Genomic DNA, 16,165 nt, shown 5'->3' with positions numbered 1-16,165 from the left:
TAACAAATAATCATACATATTACACCTAATAAATAATTGCAATATGAATCAATCAAAAATCAACAGACAGACAATCATAGAAAAGGCAGCGGTTCTTTTCAATCAAAAAGGCGTTGCTAGTACATCTTTAGACGAGGTGGTCCGCGCTGCAGGGATTTCAAAAGGCTGTTTATACGGCCATTTTCAAAATAAGTCGGAGCTCGCAACACAAAGCGTCACATACATGATCAAGCATTGTACCGGAAAAATAGATGAATTGCTCGCCAGAGAGAATACAGTTGTTGGAAAAATAGAAGCATTTTTTAAAATGAGTGAAAATCCCCTCCAGTCTATGTTTGATGGCGGATGTCCGATTATTAATTTTTCTGTAGAGGCAGATGATACTAATCCGGAAATTAATAAAATCATAAAAAAATTTTTGAAACTGCAGTTTCAAAAATTTACTCGTATTATAAATGATGGAGTTGAATCCGGGGAGTTAACTGGAGACATTCATCCTGAAGAATTTGCTGTCAAAATGTTCACCTCCGTTTGTTGTGCAGGCGCATTCAGCAGGGTCATGAATAATTCTATGCCAACGCAGGTGTCAATCAGAAGTCTTACAAAAGAACTTTATGGACATAGGAACCAATCGAGTTTAAGCAGCGAAAAGGAATATTAAAATTATTACTCATGGGAAAATATGCGTTATTTGTCCTGTTTATTTTAGTGATATTTCAGGAAATGAAGGCTCAAGGCTTATATCAGCCAAGAGACATTAAAAAAGCCTATGCAAATCACACCCGCTCTGAAGATGGCCGGCCTGGTAAAAATTACTGGCAGAACAGCGGGGTTTATAATATTATAGTTACAATACAGCCGCCTGAGCGCACGATAAAAGGAAGTGAAATTATAAAGTATTACAATAAAAGTCCAGACACCTTAAAGAAGCTCAATCTTAAATTGCTATTAAACATTCATAAAGCGGGAGCGCCGAGATTTGCGGGAGTTGATCAGAACTATCTTTCCGGCGGGATTCAAATTGATGAATTTAAAGTAAACGGGAGATTGGAAGCCTTAAATACAGATGCCGCATTTACCAATAAGCCAATTACCCTTCGCAAGCCATTGTTGCCTAATGATTCCTTGAATATTGAAATAACTTGGCAATATCAGATCGCATTGAAAGGCAACCGTGAAGGAATGATAGATTCTACAACTTATTTCATGGCTTATTTTTATCCACGAATAGCGGTTTACGATGATTATAATGGGTGGGATAAACTAGAATTCCTAGATGCAGCAGAGTTCTATAATGATTTTAACGATTATACCTTAAATATAAAGGTACCTTCAAATTTTATCGTGTGGTCTACGGGAACGCTTCAAAATATAGATCAGGTATTGCAGCCGGAATATGCAAAACAACTTAGACGGTCATTCATCAGTGATTCAACAATTCATATTGTTAAAGAGTCTGATCTTGCTGGCCATCATATAACGCAAGTGAATAATATGAATACATGGATCTGGACGGCAAATGAAATTTCTGACATGGCATTTGGAGTGAGTGACCATTACCTCTGGGACGCTGCAAGTGTTCCAATTGATGAAGTCACTGGACGGAGGGTAAGTATGCAAGCTGCTTATAATACAAATGCGATTGACTATAAAAAATCTGTACAACTTGGCCAGCATTCCATTAGCTGGTTATCGAATAATTTGCCGGGAATTCCTTTTCCGTTTCCGAAGATGACATCTTTTCAGGGTTATTCTGACCAGGAATATCCTATGATGATCAATGATCATGCGGATGATACAAGGTTTAGTCAGCAGTTTACTCAGGATCATGAAATTGCGCATAGCTATTTTCCATTCTACATGGGAACAAATGAAAGCAGGTATGCTTTTATGGATGAAGGGTGGGCAACTGTTTTGGAACTACTGATGGCGACGGACGAGAACGGTCCGGATCAGGCGGAGGCCTTGTTTAAAGGTTTTCGGGTAAAGGAATATTCGGAAAATTCCTCATCAGGCATTGACCTCCCCATTATAACGCCAACAAGTGAACTGAGTTCCGCTCAAAATGGCGGGCAATGGTTTAATTCTTATACAAAACCCGCTTTGAGTTATCTCGCCTTAAAGGATATGTTAGGGGCAAAGATTTTTAAAAAAGCATTACTTGACTATATGGCTAATTGGCATGGTAAGCACCCTATACCATGGGATTATTTTAATTCCATGCGCGTGGGAGCGGGCAAAAATCTTAATTGGTTTTTTAAAAACTGGTTTTTTTCTAATAATTATATCGATATCGGTATAGCCAAAATTATCAAAACATCTGCCGGTTATAAGCTCATAGTAATAAATACGGGTGGTTTTGCCATTCCATTTGATGTAAAACTTCATTTTAAGGATGGATCAGCCCGGATAATACATATGAATCCAGCCGTTTGGCAGGGAGATCAGAAACAAGTTCTTATCAGTATCAACACTTTAAAAAAGCTGAAAAAAATTGAGCTTGACACTGGCATTTTTATTGACGCAGGCCAAAAGGATAATCACAGCGACATACCCTGAATATTTTAATCCAGGATATTCAATTAATCCAGCGCAGAAGTTAAGATCAGGCGTACACTTTTTGAGGATGATCCTTTTGCTTTTCTTCCTGTATGATTTTTGTTCTGTGCTTGGCACCCCATATGGCCATATCCTCGATGATATCCTTAAGGGTGGTACCGTAGGGTGTAAGTTCATATTCCACCGTTATAGGCCGGGTATCTAATACGGTTCTTTTTACAAGACCATTGGTTTCCAGATCTCTTAGTTCCTGGGAAAGCATTTTTGAGCCGATACCATTAACCCTGCGCTGAAGCTCCATGAAATGGGTTTCCCCAAAATATAGGATGGTCAGGATCTTGATCTTCCATTTTCCACCCATCACGTCTAGGGTATCCTGTATTGAAAGCATTTGGGTTTTGCAGTGTTCCGAAAATTCTTCTCCTTTTTTCATGATTTAATAGTTTCTCAAAAGTAAGTACTTTCTAAAAGGAAAGTACTTTCAAAGGTAAAGTATTTTGTTCAGCTTTGCAAGTGACATACGACAATTATTCAAATTTAGAAAGGTGATGAATGTTATGGATGTTTTAAGACGGTTTTAAAAATTGATAACCAAACAATTAAAATAAATATCATGGAATTAAAAGGAAAAAGGATTCTAATTACCGGCGGTGCATCAGGGATTGGTCTGGAATCTGTAAAACAATTTCTTGCCCTGGGTGCACATGTAATCATATGCGGCCGTAATCAGGATAAATTGGATGCTGTAACTAAAGTGCTGACACAGGTTACTGCTATTAAATGCGATGTACAGGACGAAAATAACCTGAAAGAACTTTACAAGGAAATTGTATGGTTAGGCGGGATTGATGTATTGTACAACAATGCAGGCGTTGGTACAAGACCCTTGAATCTGGGAATGAAGGATAGTCAGCATTTTGTTGATGCCAGTTATGAAATGAATGTAAACTATCTTGGGATGATCAGAATTACCGATCTGTTTATGGATATGCTTAAATCCCGCAAAGAAGCAGCGATTATAAACACTACATCAGTTTTGAGTTATCTCCCTGCGGTTTTGGCGCCTACCTATTCAGCTTCAAAGGCGGCAGCCCGTTTTTACACAGAATCTTTGAGGGTTCACCTGGGTGTTATTAACAGCACTGTTAAAGTTTTTGAACTTTTACCCCCGCTGGTTGAAACTGATTTGACCGCAGGGCTTGAAGAAAAAATGATGACTCCAGAAGCTGTTGTAAAAGAATTGATTGCAGGTATTAAGAGAGACCAATACACCATAAGGGTGGGAGGAGCAAAATTGCTTTACACCATAAACCGCTTGTTGCCAGGAACTGCTTTCGGAATACTTAATCCGAAAAAAAAGATTACCCCTTTACTTGTTTAGCTCCAGTTCATAAATTCCAATATATCAAAGGATGCTCAGCTAATGCATTTGATCGCAGGAAACAACAGTGATTAGATCACCATTGATTGTCATGTTGAAGCAGGTCTGTTGCTGTAAACTGTGATCCAACTATTAGTTGAATGACCTGCAAAACAAAAAAATATACTATAATACTAATTGAAATCAGAATGAAAAAAGTAATTGTAATTACAGGATCAAGTACCGGTTTTGGTGCATTAATGGTCAAAACGTTTGACAATGCAGGTCATACTGTTATTGCTACAATGCGTAATGTGAAAGATAAGAATGCCGAATTTGCTGCGAAATTAAACGCACTGCCGAATACGGAAGTTATGGATCTTGATGTGACAAGTGATGAATCTGTTAAAACAGCTGTCGCAGGTATCTATGAAAAGTATGGAAAAATTGATGTGCTGATTAATAACGCCGGCATATATGGGGGAGGAGTGCTGGAAGCATTTAGTATTCCCCAGATCCAGAAATTGTATGAGGTGAATGTATGGGGAGTATTGCGTGTGAATAATGAAGTTTTGCCGGCAATGCGCGCCGTTAAGGATGGCTTAATCATTACAATCTCAAGTGCGGTCGGACGTATATCACCACCATTTCAAGTTGCTTATAATTCAACTAAGTTTGCTTTGGAGGGATTTATTGAAGGCTCTTACGCTGAGCTAATAGGTCACGGCGTTGAAACCGTACTGATAGAGCCTGGTGCTTTCCTGACTGAGATCATGGGTAAACCTGGTACCAACGCAGATCGTGAAGGTGTTCAGGAATCTTACGGAGAAGAAACAGCCGCTATGTCACAATTTATTCAGCAAGGATTTATGAAGATCTTTGCAGAGGCTGCGCCAGATCCACAATTAGTTGCAGATGCTGCATTTACTCTTGTAAATACTGAAAAAGGGAAACGTCCTTTACGGACTCCAGTCGATCCGAGTGCACACGGACTTGACATTGAATATAATAATACTACCAATGACCTTAAAACCCGTTGGATGTCGGAATACGGTTTTTAACATCAATTAACCGTAATGAGAAAAGGGAGTAAGCTAAAGCTTACTCCCTTTTCTCATTACGGTTTTAACGAAATTTACTTGTCGTCATTTTTTTGAACCTTATTTTTGATTGCTTAAATATATCAATTGTGAAGGCAAGGAAAAGCCGTGTCAATTACGCAATTATTAATTATTGAACTCCTTCTAAAAATAGGTTTACCTGCTTAACAAATAATTCTGGAAACTGATATTGAGCCGCATGGTTTGAATCAGGGTAAATTATGAGCTGTGCATCGGGCAAATGCTGCTGAAGTATATAAGAATTGATCGTGTGGAAAAGCAGATCATTCTTGCCGTTAACAACCAGTACAGGAAGCTTTAATTCTCTAAGGTATTCATAAGAGCCTTCTTTTGGCGCACCCCACTCGGCAATCGCTGCAAGCTGATTAGGAACAACTTTGTCGTTAATCGCTATGTCACGATCCTTTACTCTTTCTCTGATGCGATCGAGGAACTTCCTACCGGCCGCCTGGCTCGATGGTGTAGGTGAAAAAAAGGTATCAAGCAGCAGTTCGTCTGCCGGAGAATATTCTTTTCCAAGCATAGCCCAAACTTCAGGGGAAAATGTTTCCAGGTTTTCTCCCCCTCTCGGACCGGAGCCAATGAGAATAAGGCGGCGAACAAGCTCAGGACGTGCCAGGGAAATCTCCTGTGCAACGAAGCTTCCCATAGAAAACCCAAAAATATCGATCTTTTTAAGGTCTAATGCATCTATGAAAGCAAGTGCTGTTACTGCTATACCTTTAATAGTGGTTGCTACTTCCCCAGTGGAACTTGCGACACCTGCATTATCAAAAAGAATAATTTCACGGTCAGCCGCCAGTGCACTTGTTATGGCAGGATCCCAATTATCCAGTGTTCCAGTAAAGTGTTGAGTAAACACTAATGGAGTTCCTCCGGATTTACCAAACCGGCGGTAAGCGTATTTTATCCCGTTGGCATGTATAAATTGCGTAGGTGCATTAGCGTGTGTTAACTGATCCATAATTTTTTAATTAAGTTATTATTGAACTACTTGACAAATATAAATGAACGAATGTTCATATTTGTTCGTATTAAATAAGCTTACTATAAAATGACATAATGAACTATTGTTCATTATATATTTGCTTTGTTAATTAGAAAATGATGAATAAGGCAGAAAAGACCAGGCAGTTTATTATTGAAAAAACAGCTCCGTTGTTTAACACGAATGGTGTTGCAGGAACTGCAGTAAGCGATATAATGGCTGCTACCAAAATGGCTAGAGGAAGTCTATATGTTCATTTTCAGAATATAGATGAGCTGGTCAATTGTGTTGTAGATTATAATCTTAAGATGTTCGTCGAGAGAACAACCGCCGTTTCTGATCAGCATGAATCGGCAAAAAATAAGTTCTTTGCTTTGCTGGATTACCTCAGTGATCCGCTTAATCCTCCGGTACAAGGTGGATGCCCAATGATGAACTTTGGAATGGAAGCCGATGATACCAATCCTGTGATCAGAGAAAAAGTGAATGAAGTTGTTTGCGGTGTTCAGCAGGCCATGGAAAACATTATACAAAAAGGCATTAACGACGGGGAATTTCAAAAAGAATGGGATGCAGGTGAATTCGCCACCAAATCGTACGCTATGATAGAGGGTGGAATCCTGATATCCCGCGTTTCACGTGATATCAGCAAAATGAAAATGCTCGTTAGGCTTCTGAAAGAAGAGATTAACGAGCACTCAATATAGGGTCCTAACTAAATAAATCTATAAACAAATTAATATCCTGGTTTAGAGCCTTATTTTTATTTAAAAACTTAAAGGTATTTGAAATCTTCTTCCGGCTGTCTACTAATTTCTGCCATAAATTTATTTTGTTCTTTTATGATAGGTCATTTAGAAACATTGCAGCTTGTTTCAAAAAAAGTTCTGGGTATTGATATTGTAGTCCGTGATTGGTGTCCGGATACATTATAAGGAAGGAATTTGGTAAATTTTGCTTTAAGATAAAAGCATTTATGGGAGGCATGATTAGATCTTTATCAGCCTGAATGATCAACGTTGGTTGCTTGATATCTCTTAGATAATCATAACTTCCCTGAAAAGGCTTGCCCCAAGTGAAAATTGCTTTTAACTGGTTGGGAACAACTTTATCACCGATATTTGGATCACGTTGTGTCCTTGCTCTGATACGTTTAAGGTATGCCCAGCCCGCATCCTGGCTCGATTTACTTTGGGTAAAAAATGTATCAAGTAACAGCTCATCAGGGTGGGGGTAATGTTTTTTAAAATATCCCCAAATCTCTGCAGGATAGTCGGTCATTTTTTCACCTCCCCGCGGACCTGTTCCGCTTAATATTAAGCGGCGAACCAGTTCCGGTCGGTTCATGACCAGTTGCTGCGCTACCATTCCTCCTATAGAGAAACCAAAAAGATCGATCTGCTTTAATCCGAGCGAATCGATGAAGCCTTCAGTATCCAGCGCCATTGCTTCTATATTATCCGGCGTATTACCTCCAGAGGCCGATACGCCAGCATTATCGAAAATAATGACTTCCCTATCTTTTGCGAAACCGTCAAGGATTATTGGGTCCCAATTGTCCATTGTTCCAGTTAAATAATTAGCGAATATCAGTGGTAGTCCGTTTTTTTTACCAAAGCGGCGATATGCAAATTTGATTCCCTTCACTTCTATAAACTTAGTTACAGCTGTGAGAGCGCTGTCAGCATTTACCTGCGAGGCCAATGCTGAGCTTCTTGGGAATAATGCAAGACCAGTTGCTGCAATTGATCCCAACTTGATAAAATCTTTTCTTTCCATTTATATTGAATTATGGGATGCATGAAGCGGCCCGGTGTTTATTTATATTGTACCGGACAAATATAAATGAACGATCATTCATATTTGTATAGATAGACTGGTTTGTTCGCTATTTGCTTTATGTTGACTTGGCGGTGACAAATGAAATGATGCTATTAAATAGCAAACTTCCTTAGAAAAGGAGGATTATTGAGATCTGGGAAAAAATATATATTAACAGCTCTTAGCCAAAATTATTAGATAATGATGGCGAAGGTTTTGACTTTAGATTTCAGGGTCCAAACTATTATTAATGCTATATGAGCTTAATTCTGCCTTGAGTGCCTTTATAAGTGTTTGCATAGGTTTTGCGTCATTCATGGCGCGGGAAATCACCATAGCACCTTCTATTGAAGTAAACATTTTAATGCCAAAGTGTTCAGGAATAAGAGTATCCAAAAATTCTCCCCTCGCAATGCCTTGCTTGAGCAGCGAAGTAAATAAATTGATGTTTTCTACTAATTGCTCCTTAACCTTTTTTCTTAAACTGGGAATTGTATCGTCAACTTCTGTGGCGAGATTTACAAGGGCACAGCCCCCATCAATAATTGAAAACAGCGGATTTTTCCAAATATTTATAAAAGCAATTAACTTTCCTTTAGACGAGGATTCAGCGTTCATACGCAAATCACGTTGTTCTTTTTGCATCTCCAGCACAAAATCTACATAAGCCGAAGCCAAAGCATCCTTCGTCTTAAAGTGTCCATAGAGACAACCTCTAGTTACGCCTGAAGCCTTGATTACATCGTCAACCGATGTACCGGCAATTCCCCTGACATTAAATATAGGTGCAGCTCTTTCAATGATGAGTTGCTTCGTTTTTTCTGCTTTTCCCAAAATCGATTTTTTTTTGTAAAAGTAGGACAAAGTGCCTGAAATACAAAATTTTCATTTTTTTTATGGTTATGTAATTGTTATTTAAAATAGGACATAATGACTATTTAATTCATTTTATTGTAATCTTATAATTTATTATATTTTTAAAATATTGATAGATAGATAAATATATATTTAAAATTTGATTTTAACGGTCATATTATAATTATTTTTCTATAAATAAGTCAATTTAGTATACTTTTGTAAAGTCAAATAATTAGGTTTTTAAAATGGATAATGAGCAGGAGGATAAAATAAAAAATCAGTCTGTCCTATTGGAAAAAGCGAGACCAAACGAAAATGACACATTCTGGTAATTATTGCCGGCTAGGTCCGGATAATTAAACAAAATGCTAATAAGCTAGATTATTCATCATTAAAAAAATAAAAATGTCAAAATTAATTGGAAAGGCTGCACTCGTTACAGGTGGAAGTCGTGGAATAGGCGCAGGAATCGTTAAGAAGCTTGCTGCTGAAGGTGCAGATGTTGCATTTACCTATGTAAGTGAATCATCAGCAGAAAAAGCGGATGCAATTGTTGCTGAACTTGTTAAAAATGGAACAAAAGCTTTGGCGATTTACGCAGACAGTGGTAATCCAAAGTCAATTGCAGCAGCGGTAAAAAAGGCAGCTGATAGCTTCGGAAAACTGGATATTCTAGTTAGCAACGCGGGAATAATTGTTTTAGGGCCTATCGAACAAGCCGATGAATTGGAAGAGCAGTATGATAGACAGCTTGATATCAACGTTCGAGCCATACCGGCAGCCGTACGTGCAGCTTCAAAAATTATGGGAGACGGTGGTCGTATAGTGATCATTGGGTCAACATCTGGCTCAAGTGTCGGTTCACCAACCGCAACTGATTATGGCGCTACAAAAGCTGCAGCCGCAGCCTATGCACGTGGGTATGCATGGGATTTAGGAGCAAAGGGAATTACTGTAAATGTTATTCAGCCTGGACCTGTTGCTACGGATATGAACCCCGATGAAGGACCTTTAGCTGATTATTTTAAATCAAAGAATGCCTTGAAACGCTATGGAACAGTAGAAGAGATTGCAGCATTGGTAAATTTTCTCGTTAGTGCAGAGGCAGGTTTTATAACCGGTGCTACCATTAATATAGACGGAGGAACGCAGGCTTAATTTTTATTTAACTTCAAAAAGACACGATAGTTTGCAGGGACTCATCCTGTCTTTCTATTGTAATCTTTAACGGCATTATTTCTTTTTTCTTGCAACCTACCTACAAGTAGGTATATTTGGATATTATTAGTCAAACAATGAATAATACAAGGGAAAAAATAGTTGAATTGAGCAGAGACCTTATCCAGCAAATTGGATATCATTCTTTCAGCTACAAGCAGGTTTCTGAACAGTTAAATATCCAAAATGCTTCTATACATCATTACTTTCCCTCAAAGGAGGATCTTGCTATTGCTGTTATTGAAAAAGACAAAAGTGATTTTGCAGCGATGGTGAAATATTTAGACACATCTGATCCTGCTGATAAACTTGAAGCCGTTCTCAACAATTACGTTAACTATTTTAACCAAGGACGTAAACTTTGTATGATCAGCACCTTCGGATCTATATATAATAATATTCCAGAAAAAATTCAGGAGGCCATCCGGCAATATGCTGCTAGTATAAAAAGCTGGCTAACTCAAGTGTTTAAAGAAGGTATTGATACAGGCAACTTTCATTTTGACTCTTCGGTTGATGACATGGTCACCAGTTGGTTCGTATCATTACCTGGTTCGTTACAAATGGGGCGTCTTGCAGGCGAAAGTTATTTTCGTGAGGTTATAGAACAGTTGAGAAGGTCATTAAAAATCAAATAAAAAAATTTGCCCAGCAAACCTACCTATTAGTAAGTAGGTTAATTGTAGTGTTTTAAAATAAATATCTAACATAACAAAAATTAAAAAAAATGAATATTCAAAACAAAAAAGCGCTGATAACCGGCGGAGGTTCGGGCATCGGGTTTAGCATTGCAAAAACGTTTACAGAAGGTGGAGCGCACGTAATTCTCGTTGGTCGTAATGAAGAAAAACTGAAGAGCGCTGTCGGGTCTCTAAAAAATGCAGAATATATAGTTGCTGATGTCAGCAGTGATGCAGACGTTAAACTTCTGGTTGAAACTGTAAAATTTGATCATGGTGGCATTGATATACTGATCAACAATGCTGGTGTTTCATTTTATGTTCCAGCAGTATTCTCAGAGGAATTTAAAGAAAAGACAAAACAGGAAATGGATATTAATTTTCACGCTGTAGTAAATCTGATCAACCAGTTCCTGCCAGATCTTAGAGATAGAGGTGATGCTGCGATAGTGAATGTCGCTTCTGTATTGGCTTATGTACCATCTATTTATGCAGTTACCTATTCTGCATCTAAAGCAGCCTTGCATTCTTATTCTCAATCTCTTAGATTACATCTGGAAAGAGAAGATGCAGACGTAAAAGTCTTCGAGGTTTTCCCGCCACTGGTGGATACCGAAATGACTGCTGGTTTAGATACACCTAAAATAGCTCCAGAAGTTATTGCAAAAGACCTGATTAAGGCGTTGCTTGGCGACAATTTCTCTGTCAGAAGCGGTGTCACTGAAGATATGTACCGCGCGCTATTGGCCTCTCCAGAAAATGCGTTAGCAATTATGAATAGTAATTAACATCTTATCGAAACCAACGGTATAATTAACATAATGGATAAGCAAATAAATACGTTACACTCGCCGTTAATTTTAGGAGACTTACACTTAAAGAATCGAATAATAATGGCTCCATTAACCCGGACACGCGCAAACAATCCGGGACATGTTCCTACAGATCTTATGCGTGAATATTATGAGCAGCGGGCTACAGCTGGACTGATTATTAGTGAAGGTACTTGGGTAAGCGAAAGAGGACAAGGATGGTATGGCGCTCCAGGACTTTATAATATTGAACAATCCAGAGCGTGGGAACATATTACCAGTGCGGTGCATGCAAAGGGCGGTCTCATTTTTGCGCAGCTCTGGCATCAGGGATCAATATCGCTATCAGAGTTCTTCGAAGATGGGCGTTTGCCCCTAGCCCCTTCTGCTATAAATCCATTGCAGATGGTGCATGTTAAGGACGGACTTAAAATGAGTGAAGTTCCCCAGGAAATGACGTTAAGTGATATTCAACAAGCGGTAGAGGACTTTCGTAAATCTGCGCAATTTGCTAAAGATGCTGGATTTGATGGAGTTCAATTACAAGCTGGTTATATTTATTTGATTATGCAATTCCTGCATGAGTCAACTAATCAAAGAACTGACTTATACGGTGGTAATATTGAAAATCGGGCGAGATTTTTATTCGAAGTTCTTGATGCAGTACTTACAATTTGGCCAGCAGAAAGAGTGAGCATAAAAACCGGTCCTATGCTGAATGAACAGGGTATCTTTAAAGCTGTTCCATCAACACTCAAGACGTTAGAATACGTTTATAATAAGTTGAACCAGTATAAATTATCTCATTTGTTACTAATGCGCCAGTTGGCAGATCTAAACGGAACTCCGTTAGTTGCATTACAGGGAGATGATGTACTAAATCATGCGCGCAAGCATTATTTTGGAAAAATAATACTAAACGTTGATATTGAGCCGGATCATGCTGAAAATCTTGTTTCCAGTGAAGAGGTGGATGCCATTGCCTTTGGAAGGGAATATATAGCCAACCCCGATCTCGTTGAAAGGCTTTTAATAGGTGCATCATTAAATCCGCAGCGCCCTGAAGGATATTATGGATCATCTCCTGAGGGATATACTGATTATCCTTTTATATCCCATATACCGGTATTTAACTCGTAGCAATGAATGATAAAAAAAGATCTATGCTGTTTTCTCCATTTAATATGGGGAAGTTTACATTATTCAACCGTATTGTTATGGCTCCTTTAACTAGATTGCGTGCTGATGAAAACGATGTGCCGACAGCTTTAATGCGAGAATATTATAGTCAGCGCGCGACCAAAGGCGCGCTGATTATTACTGAAGGGGCTATTATTTCTAGGGCTGCGCGGGGATTTCTAAATGCACCTGGTATTTATAATCAGCTACAGGTTGCAGAATGGCAGAAAATTACTTCGGCTGTTCATGCTAAAGGAAGCGTTATATTTTTGCAATTATGGCATGTAGGACTGAAGTCGCATATTGATCTTTTACCAACGGGTACTTTACCCGTTGGTCCTTCAAAAATTAATTATTTTGGTTTAGCTCGTACTAAAAATGGACTCGTTCCTGCAAGTCCAAATCGTGCACTAGAGAATAATGAAATAGCTCAGATTATTGAAGATTATCGTGAAGCTTCTAAACTTGCAAAAGAAGCAGGTTTTGATGGTGTTGAACTTCATGGCGCTAATGGTTATCTTGTAGACTTGTTTCTTCAAGACGGTACCAATAGACGTACAGATCAATATGGTGGATCTTTAGAAAATCGTACAAGATTTCTTTTAGAAGTTACACAGGCACTAATAGATGTTTGGGGAAATGGGAGAGTTGGGGTTCGGCTTTCGCCTAGCGGCACATATGGCGGAGTTTACGATAGTGATCCCATCACTCTTTTTAGCTATGTTGCACAAATGCTTAATCAGTTTAACCTTGCCTATTTGCATCTGATTGAACCGCGTATGGATGGTACTGATATTAAAGAAATTGGCTTAAAGCCAGTTGCTGCTAATCGTCTACGGAATATATATAAAGGGAATATCATAGTTGCTGGTGGATTTAGCCAGAAAGATGCAGAAGAAATTTTAGAAGATGGTGATGCTGACCTCGTGGCTTTTGGTCGTAACTTTATTGCCAATCCAGACCTAATTGAACGAATGAGGAATGGATTTTCTCTTAATGAGTATGATCGCAAAACATTTATTGAAGGCGGTGAACACGGCTACACTGACTATCCGTTTTATAAAGAATTGTAGAGGATGCTTCTTTGCGAAAATTATGTTTACTAACTGCGTGTTAAATCAGGCGATATCGCTTCTTGAAAAAAAAGTATCTAAGTCGTCTCAGTACAATTTCATAAATGTTTTTTTGTAACTCATTTGTATCTCGGTCGTTATAACTTATTGAAAATTAGCTTTCAATAAATATTTATTGAAATCATTTAAAGTAATGTTGGATTTTATTTAATTCACCTTCTTTTTTTTAGCGATGATCTAGCCTTATCAACTTCACTTTTCTTAAATGATACTTTTCTACCAACTTGATAGTATGGAATAGCTTTATTATCCTTATACCTATGAACCGTTGATTTAGAGCATTCAAGATAAACAGCAAGTTCTTTAATTGTATATGAAATATCTTCTGATGGGCTATTGTCTTGTTTATCAGAATCATTCTTTTTGACTTTATCAATTAAATCCTGTAAGCAATCTTCAATTCCTTTTAAACGGTCTGGAGATGCTATATTTGAGTAGACACAGAGTTAAGAGGATTACTTATCTTAACAGAAATTATGTCACGAGAGAGAAAAGCATACCCGAAGGAGTTCAAGCTGATGAGCGTTGAACTCAGTAATACCCGTACAGATCTGATTGCCCTTGCGAAAGAACTGGATATCAATGTGACTTTGCTATATAGATGGCGAAAGGAATTCTCTAGCAAGCAGGAGAGCAGTTTTCCTGGGAATGGGAAAGTTATTCTCAGCGCAGCTGAGCAAGAGCTGGCTAATTTGAAAAAAGAACTGCGTGAAACGCAGATGGAGCGGGATATATTAAAATCGTTCTACGGCGCCCAATCTGTGGAATTACCAATACAACATAAATAGGCTAAATTTTCGTAAATTGTCTTGACTCTCAGCGAGCCCCGGGCTTTTAATGGTACTGGCTAAGTCCTTCTTAAAATCTGGGCCGGATGCTGTATGTTCATTATTATAGATGAACATTTGATGAATGAAATGGTGATCTTGAAAAAGAATCCCGTACAGAAAAATTTTAACTATTCATAGCATTCCTGAGGTCATTAATTTTTTCAAGGTATGGAAAAACAGGACAATTCATTTAAAATTATCCATCCCAATGCCGCTGGCATTGATGTTGGATCTCGCAGCCATATGGTTGCCGTGGACCAGTTGAAAGAAAATGTCAGGGAATTTGGTATTTACACGAAAGACCACGAAGAGCTCATCATCTATCTCTACGCACAAGGAATTATGACAATAGCAATGGAAAGCACTGGAAGCTATTGGCAAACATTGTTTTCTGCACTGCAGGCTGCAGGGTTTGAAGTTCTGCTTGTGCCAGGAACCCAAACCAAGAACGTGAAGGGTCGTAAAACTGACGTTGTTGACTGTATGTGGATACAGAAGCTCCATTCGCTGGGACTCCTTTCAGGAAGTTTACTGTTGAGCGACACATTTCAGCAGCTGCGTACCTATTACTATCATCGTTCGCACTTGGTGGAACAGTCCGCCCGCTATAGCAGCAAGATGCAGAAAAGCCTTCGGTTAATGAATGTTCGACTTGATGTTGCGATAAGAGACATTACCGGGGAGTCCGGGATGGCCGTTATTGAGGCTATACTCTCAGGGGTCAGGGATCCAGAACGCCTCGCATCATTGGTCAGTACCCGTGTTAAAAGATCCCGTCAGGAGATTACAGACGCACTTCATGGTTGGTGGAGGGATGAGCTCCTGTTCGAACTGCAGGCCTGTTTGGAGTTCTACAAACTGTATGAGCATAAGATCAAGGAATGCGACCAGGTGATTGAGGAGCTACTCACCAAATTCGCACCCAAAAGGGACGTATCGGAAATAGAACAAAAACAGCTCAATGCCAATAAAAAGAGACGGGATAAACATGCACCATCATTTAATCTATCTCACCTTGCCTTTAATTATTTCAACACAGATCTGTTTGCCATCAATGGGATAAGCTATAATACCGTTCTCTGCCTCTTAACAAATATGGGCCATGACCTAAACAAGTTCCCCACGGCTAAAAGCTTTGCATGTTGGCTGGGTCTAGTACCCAACAATAAGATAAGCGGAGGTCGGATTATCAGTAACCGTACAGCTTCGGGAAAAAACTATATTGCAAAATCACTCCGGCATGCAGCAAATTCTATAGGAAACCAAAAGGACCATGAATTGACACCGTTCTTCAAACGAATCGCATTTAGGAAAGGCCGAATAGCCGCCATCATAGCCACTGCAAGGAAATTAGCCATCATTATCTGGAACATGATCATCAAACAAGCACCTTATAACAGGGAGCTGGTAGAGACCAACAGCGCTCGGCAGAAAACACTTAAGATTAAACAAATAGAAAAGAAAATATCCGCACTTGGACTGAGTAAGGAAGAACTAGAAAAGATGTTTTTAAAAAGCTCTTTACCAGCCGTTTAATATTTGGTTGTACAGAAAAAGGCCATCAGCATTTTCTCCAAGAGCGACAACAAATATTCAGGTTCATAAA

Annotated in this window: 17 protein-coding genes; 12 read left to right on the top strand and 5 right to left on the bottom strand. The window is 38.8% G+C overall.

The window, feature by feature from the left end; translation table 11 throughout:
- Positions 1-43: 43 nt before the first annotated feature.
- Positions 44-661, top strand: a complete 618-nt coding sequence (locus GSQ84_RS15855; RefSeq protein ID WP_158798262.1) for a TetR/AcrR family transcriptional regulator — start codon at positions 44-46, stop codon at positions 659-661.
- An 11-nt stretch (positions 662-672) separates the two neighbouring features.
- A complete protein-coding gene (locus tag GSQ84_RS15850) occupies positions 673-2,559 on the top strand; it encodes a M1 family metallopeptidase (protein ID WP_158798261.1) in 1,887 nt (628 codons plus the stop codon).
- Between the two features lie 46 nt (positions 2,560-2,605).
- Here GSQ84_RS15850 and GSQ84_RS15845 read toward each other — a convergent pair whose 3' ends face one another.
- Complete coding sequence (locus GSQ84_RS15845; RefSeq protein ID WP_158798260.1) at positions 2,606-2,992, bottom strand: helix-turn-helix domain-containing protein; 387 nt, start codon at positions 2,990-2,992, stop codon at positions 2,606-2,608.
- A 180-nt stretch (positions 2,993-3,172) separates the two neighbouring features.
- Between GSQ84_RS15845 and GSQ84_RS15840 the strand changes: the two genes are divergently transcribed.
- On the top strand, positions 3,173-3,940 hold the full coding sequence (locus GSQ84_RS15840) for an SDR family oxidoreductase (RefSeq protein WP_158798259.1): 768 nt from the start codon (positions 3,173-3,175) through the stop codon (positions 3,938-3,940).
- Positions 3,941-4,128: 188 nt separating this feature from the next.
- Entirely contained in the window at positions 4,129-4,980 is an 852-nt protein-coding gene (locus tag GSQ84_RS15835) for an SDR family oxidoreductase (protein WP_158798258.1), read from the top strand.
- A gap of 169 nt (positions 4,981-5,149) precedes the next feature.
- Here GSQ84_RS15835 and GSQ84_RS15830 read toward each other — a convergent pair whose 3' ends face one another.
- Positions 5,150-6,004 (bottom strand): alpha/beta fold hydrolase, encoded by an 855-nt coding sequence (locus tag GSQ84_RS15830; RefSeq protein WP_158798257.1) that lies wholly within the window; start codon positions 6,002-6,004, stop codon positions 5,150-5,152.
- A 140-nt stretch (positions 6,005-6,144) separates the two neighbouring features.
- Between GSQ84_RS15830 and GSQ84_RS15825 the strand changes: the two genes are divergently transcribed.
- Positions 6,145-6,735: a TetR/AcrR family transcriptional regulator gene (locus GSQ84_RS15825; protein WP_254070880.1), complete on the top strand. Its 591-nt coding sequence runs from the start codon at positions 6,145-6,147 to the stop codon at positions 6,733-6,735.
- A gap of 133 nt (positions 6,736-6,868) precedes the next feature.
- Here the strand turns inward: GSQ84_RS15825 and GSQ84_RS15820 are convergent, their stop codons facing one another.
- Both GSQ84_RS15820 and GSQ84_RS15815 read right to left on the bottom strand, forming a co-directional pair.
- A complete protein-coding gene (locus GSQ84_RS15820; RefSeq protein WP_158798256.1) occupies positions 6,869-7,807 on the bottom strand; it encodes an alpha/beta fold hydrolase in 939 nt (312 codons plus the stop codon).
- A 264-nt stretch (positions 7,808-8,071) separates the two neighbouring features.
- Positions 8,072-8,683 carry a TetR/AcrR family transcriptional regulator gene (locus GSQ84_RS15815; RefSeq protein WP_158798255.1) on the bottom strand — a complete coding sequence of 204 codons (612 nt, stop codon included), beginning with the start codon at positions 8,681-8,683 and terminating at the stop codon, positions 8,072-8,074.
- A gap of 429 nt (positions 8,684-9,112) precedes the next feature.
- Between GSQ84_RS15815 and GSQ84_RS15810 the strand changes: the two genes are divergently transcribed.
- The 5 genes from GSQ84_RS15810 (at position 9,113) to GSQ84_RS15790 (ending at position 13,669) form a co-directional block, all read left to right on the top strand.
- On the top strand, positions 9,113-9,865 hold the full coding sequence (locus GSQ84_RS15810; protein WP_158798254.1) for an SDR family NAD(P)-dependent oxidoreductase: 753 nt from the start codon (positions 9,113-9,115) through the stop codon (positions 9,863-9,865).
- Positions 9,866-10,002: 137 nt separating this feature from the next.
- Entirely contained in the window at positions 10,003-10,563 is a 561-nt protein-coding gene (locus GSQ84_RS15805; protein WP_158798253.1) for a TetR/AcrR family transcriptional regulator, read from the top strand.
- Positions 10,564-10,652: 89 nt separating this feature from the next.
- Positions 10,653-11,393: an SDR family NAD(P)-dependent oxidoreductase gene (locus GSQ84_RS15800; RefSeq protein ID WP_158798252.1), complete on the top strand. Its 741-nt coding sequence runs from the start codon at positions 10,653-10,655 to the stop codon at positions 11,391-11,393.
- A 33-nt stretch (positions 11,394-11,426) separates the two neighbouring features.
- The gene (locus GSQ84_RS15795; RefSeq protein WP_158798251.1) at positions 11,427-12,557 is read left to right on the top strand and encodes an alkene reductase; all 1,131 of its coding nucleotides are present in this window, start codon (positions 11,427-11,429) and stop codon (positions 12,555-12,557) included.
- A gap of 2 nt (positions 12,558-12,559) precedes the next feature.
- The gene (locus GSQ84_RS15790) at positions 12,560-13,669 is read left to right on the top strand and encodes an alkene reductase (RefSeq protein WP_158798250.1); all 1,110 of its coding nucleotides are present in this window, start codon (positions 12,560-12,562) and stop codon (positions 13,667-13,669) included.
- A 212-nt stretch (positions 13,670-13,881) separates the two neighbouring features.
- Here the strand turns inward: GSQ84_RS15790 and GSQ84_RS28395 are convergent, their stop codons facing one another.
- Positions 13,882-14,037 (bottom strand): excisionase family DNA-binding protein, encoded by a 156-nt coding sequence (locus tag GSQ84_RS28395; RefSeq protein WP_371416396.1) that lies wholly within the window; start codon positions 14,035-14,037, stop codon positions 13,882-13,884.
- Between the two features lie 168 nt (positions 14,038-14,205).
- On the opposite strand from GSQ84_RS28395, the gene GSQ84_RS15780 reads away from it, so the two are divergent.
- Both GSQ84_RS15780 and GSQ84_RS15775 read left to right on the top strand, forming a co-directional pair.
- Positions 14,206-14,517, top strand: coding sequence for a transposase (locus GSQ84_RS15780; RefSeq protein WP_158798249.1), 312 nt, complete (start codon positions 14,206-14,208; stop codon positions 14,515-14,517).
- A 210-nt stretch (positions 14,518-14,727) separates the two neighbouring features.
- Positions 14,728-16,095, top strand: coding sequence for an IS110 family transposase (locus tag GSQ84_RS15775; protein ID WP_158798248.1), 1,368 nt, complete (start codon positions 14,728-14,730; stop codon positions 16,093-16,095).
- Positions 16,096-16,165 lie beyond the last annotated feature (70 nt).

The sequence above is a fragment of the Pedobacter sp. L105 genome, assembly GCF_009765875.1.
In the GTDB taxonomy this organism is placed as follows: Bacteria; Bacteroidota; Bacteroidia; order Sphingobacteriales; family Sphingobacteriaceae; genus Pedobacter.
The sequence above is the reverse complement of the archived record's forward strand: the minus strand, read 5'-3'. Positions and strand labels throughout refer to the sequence as shown.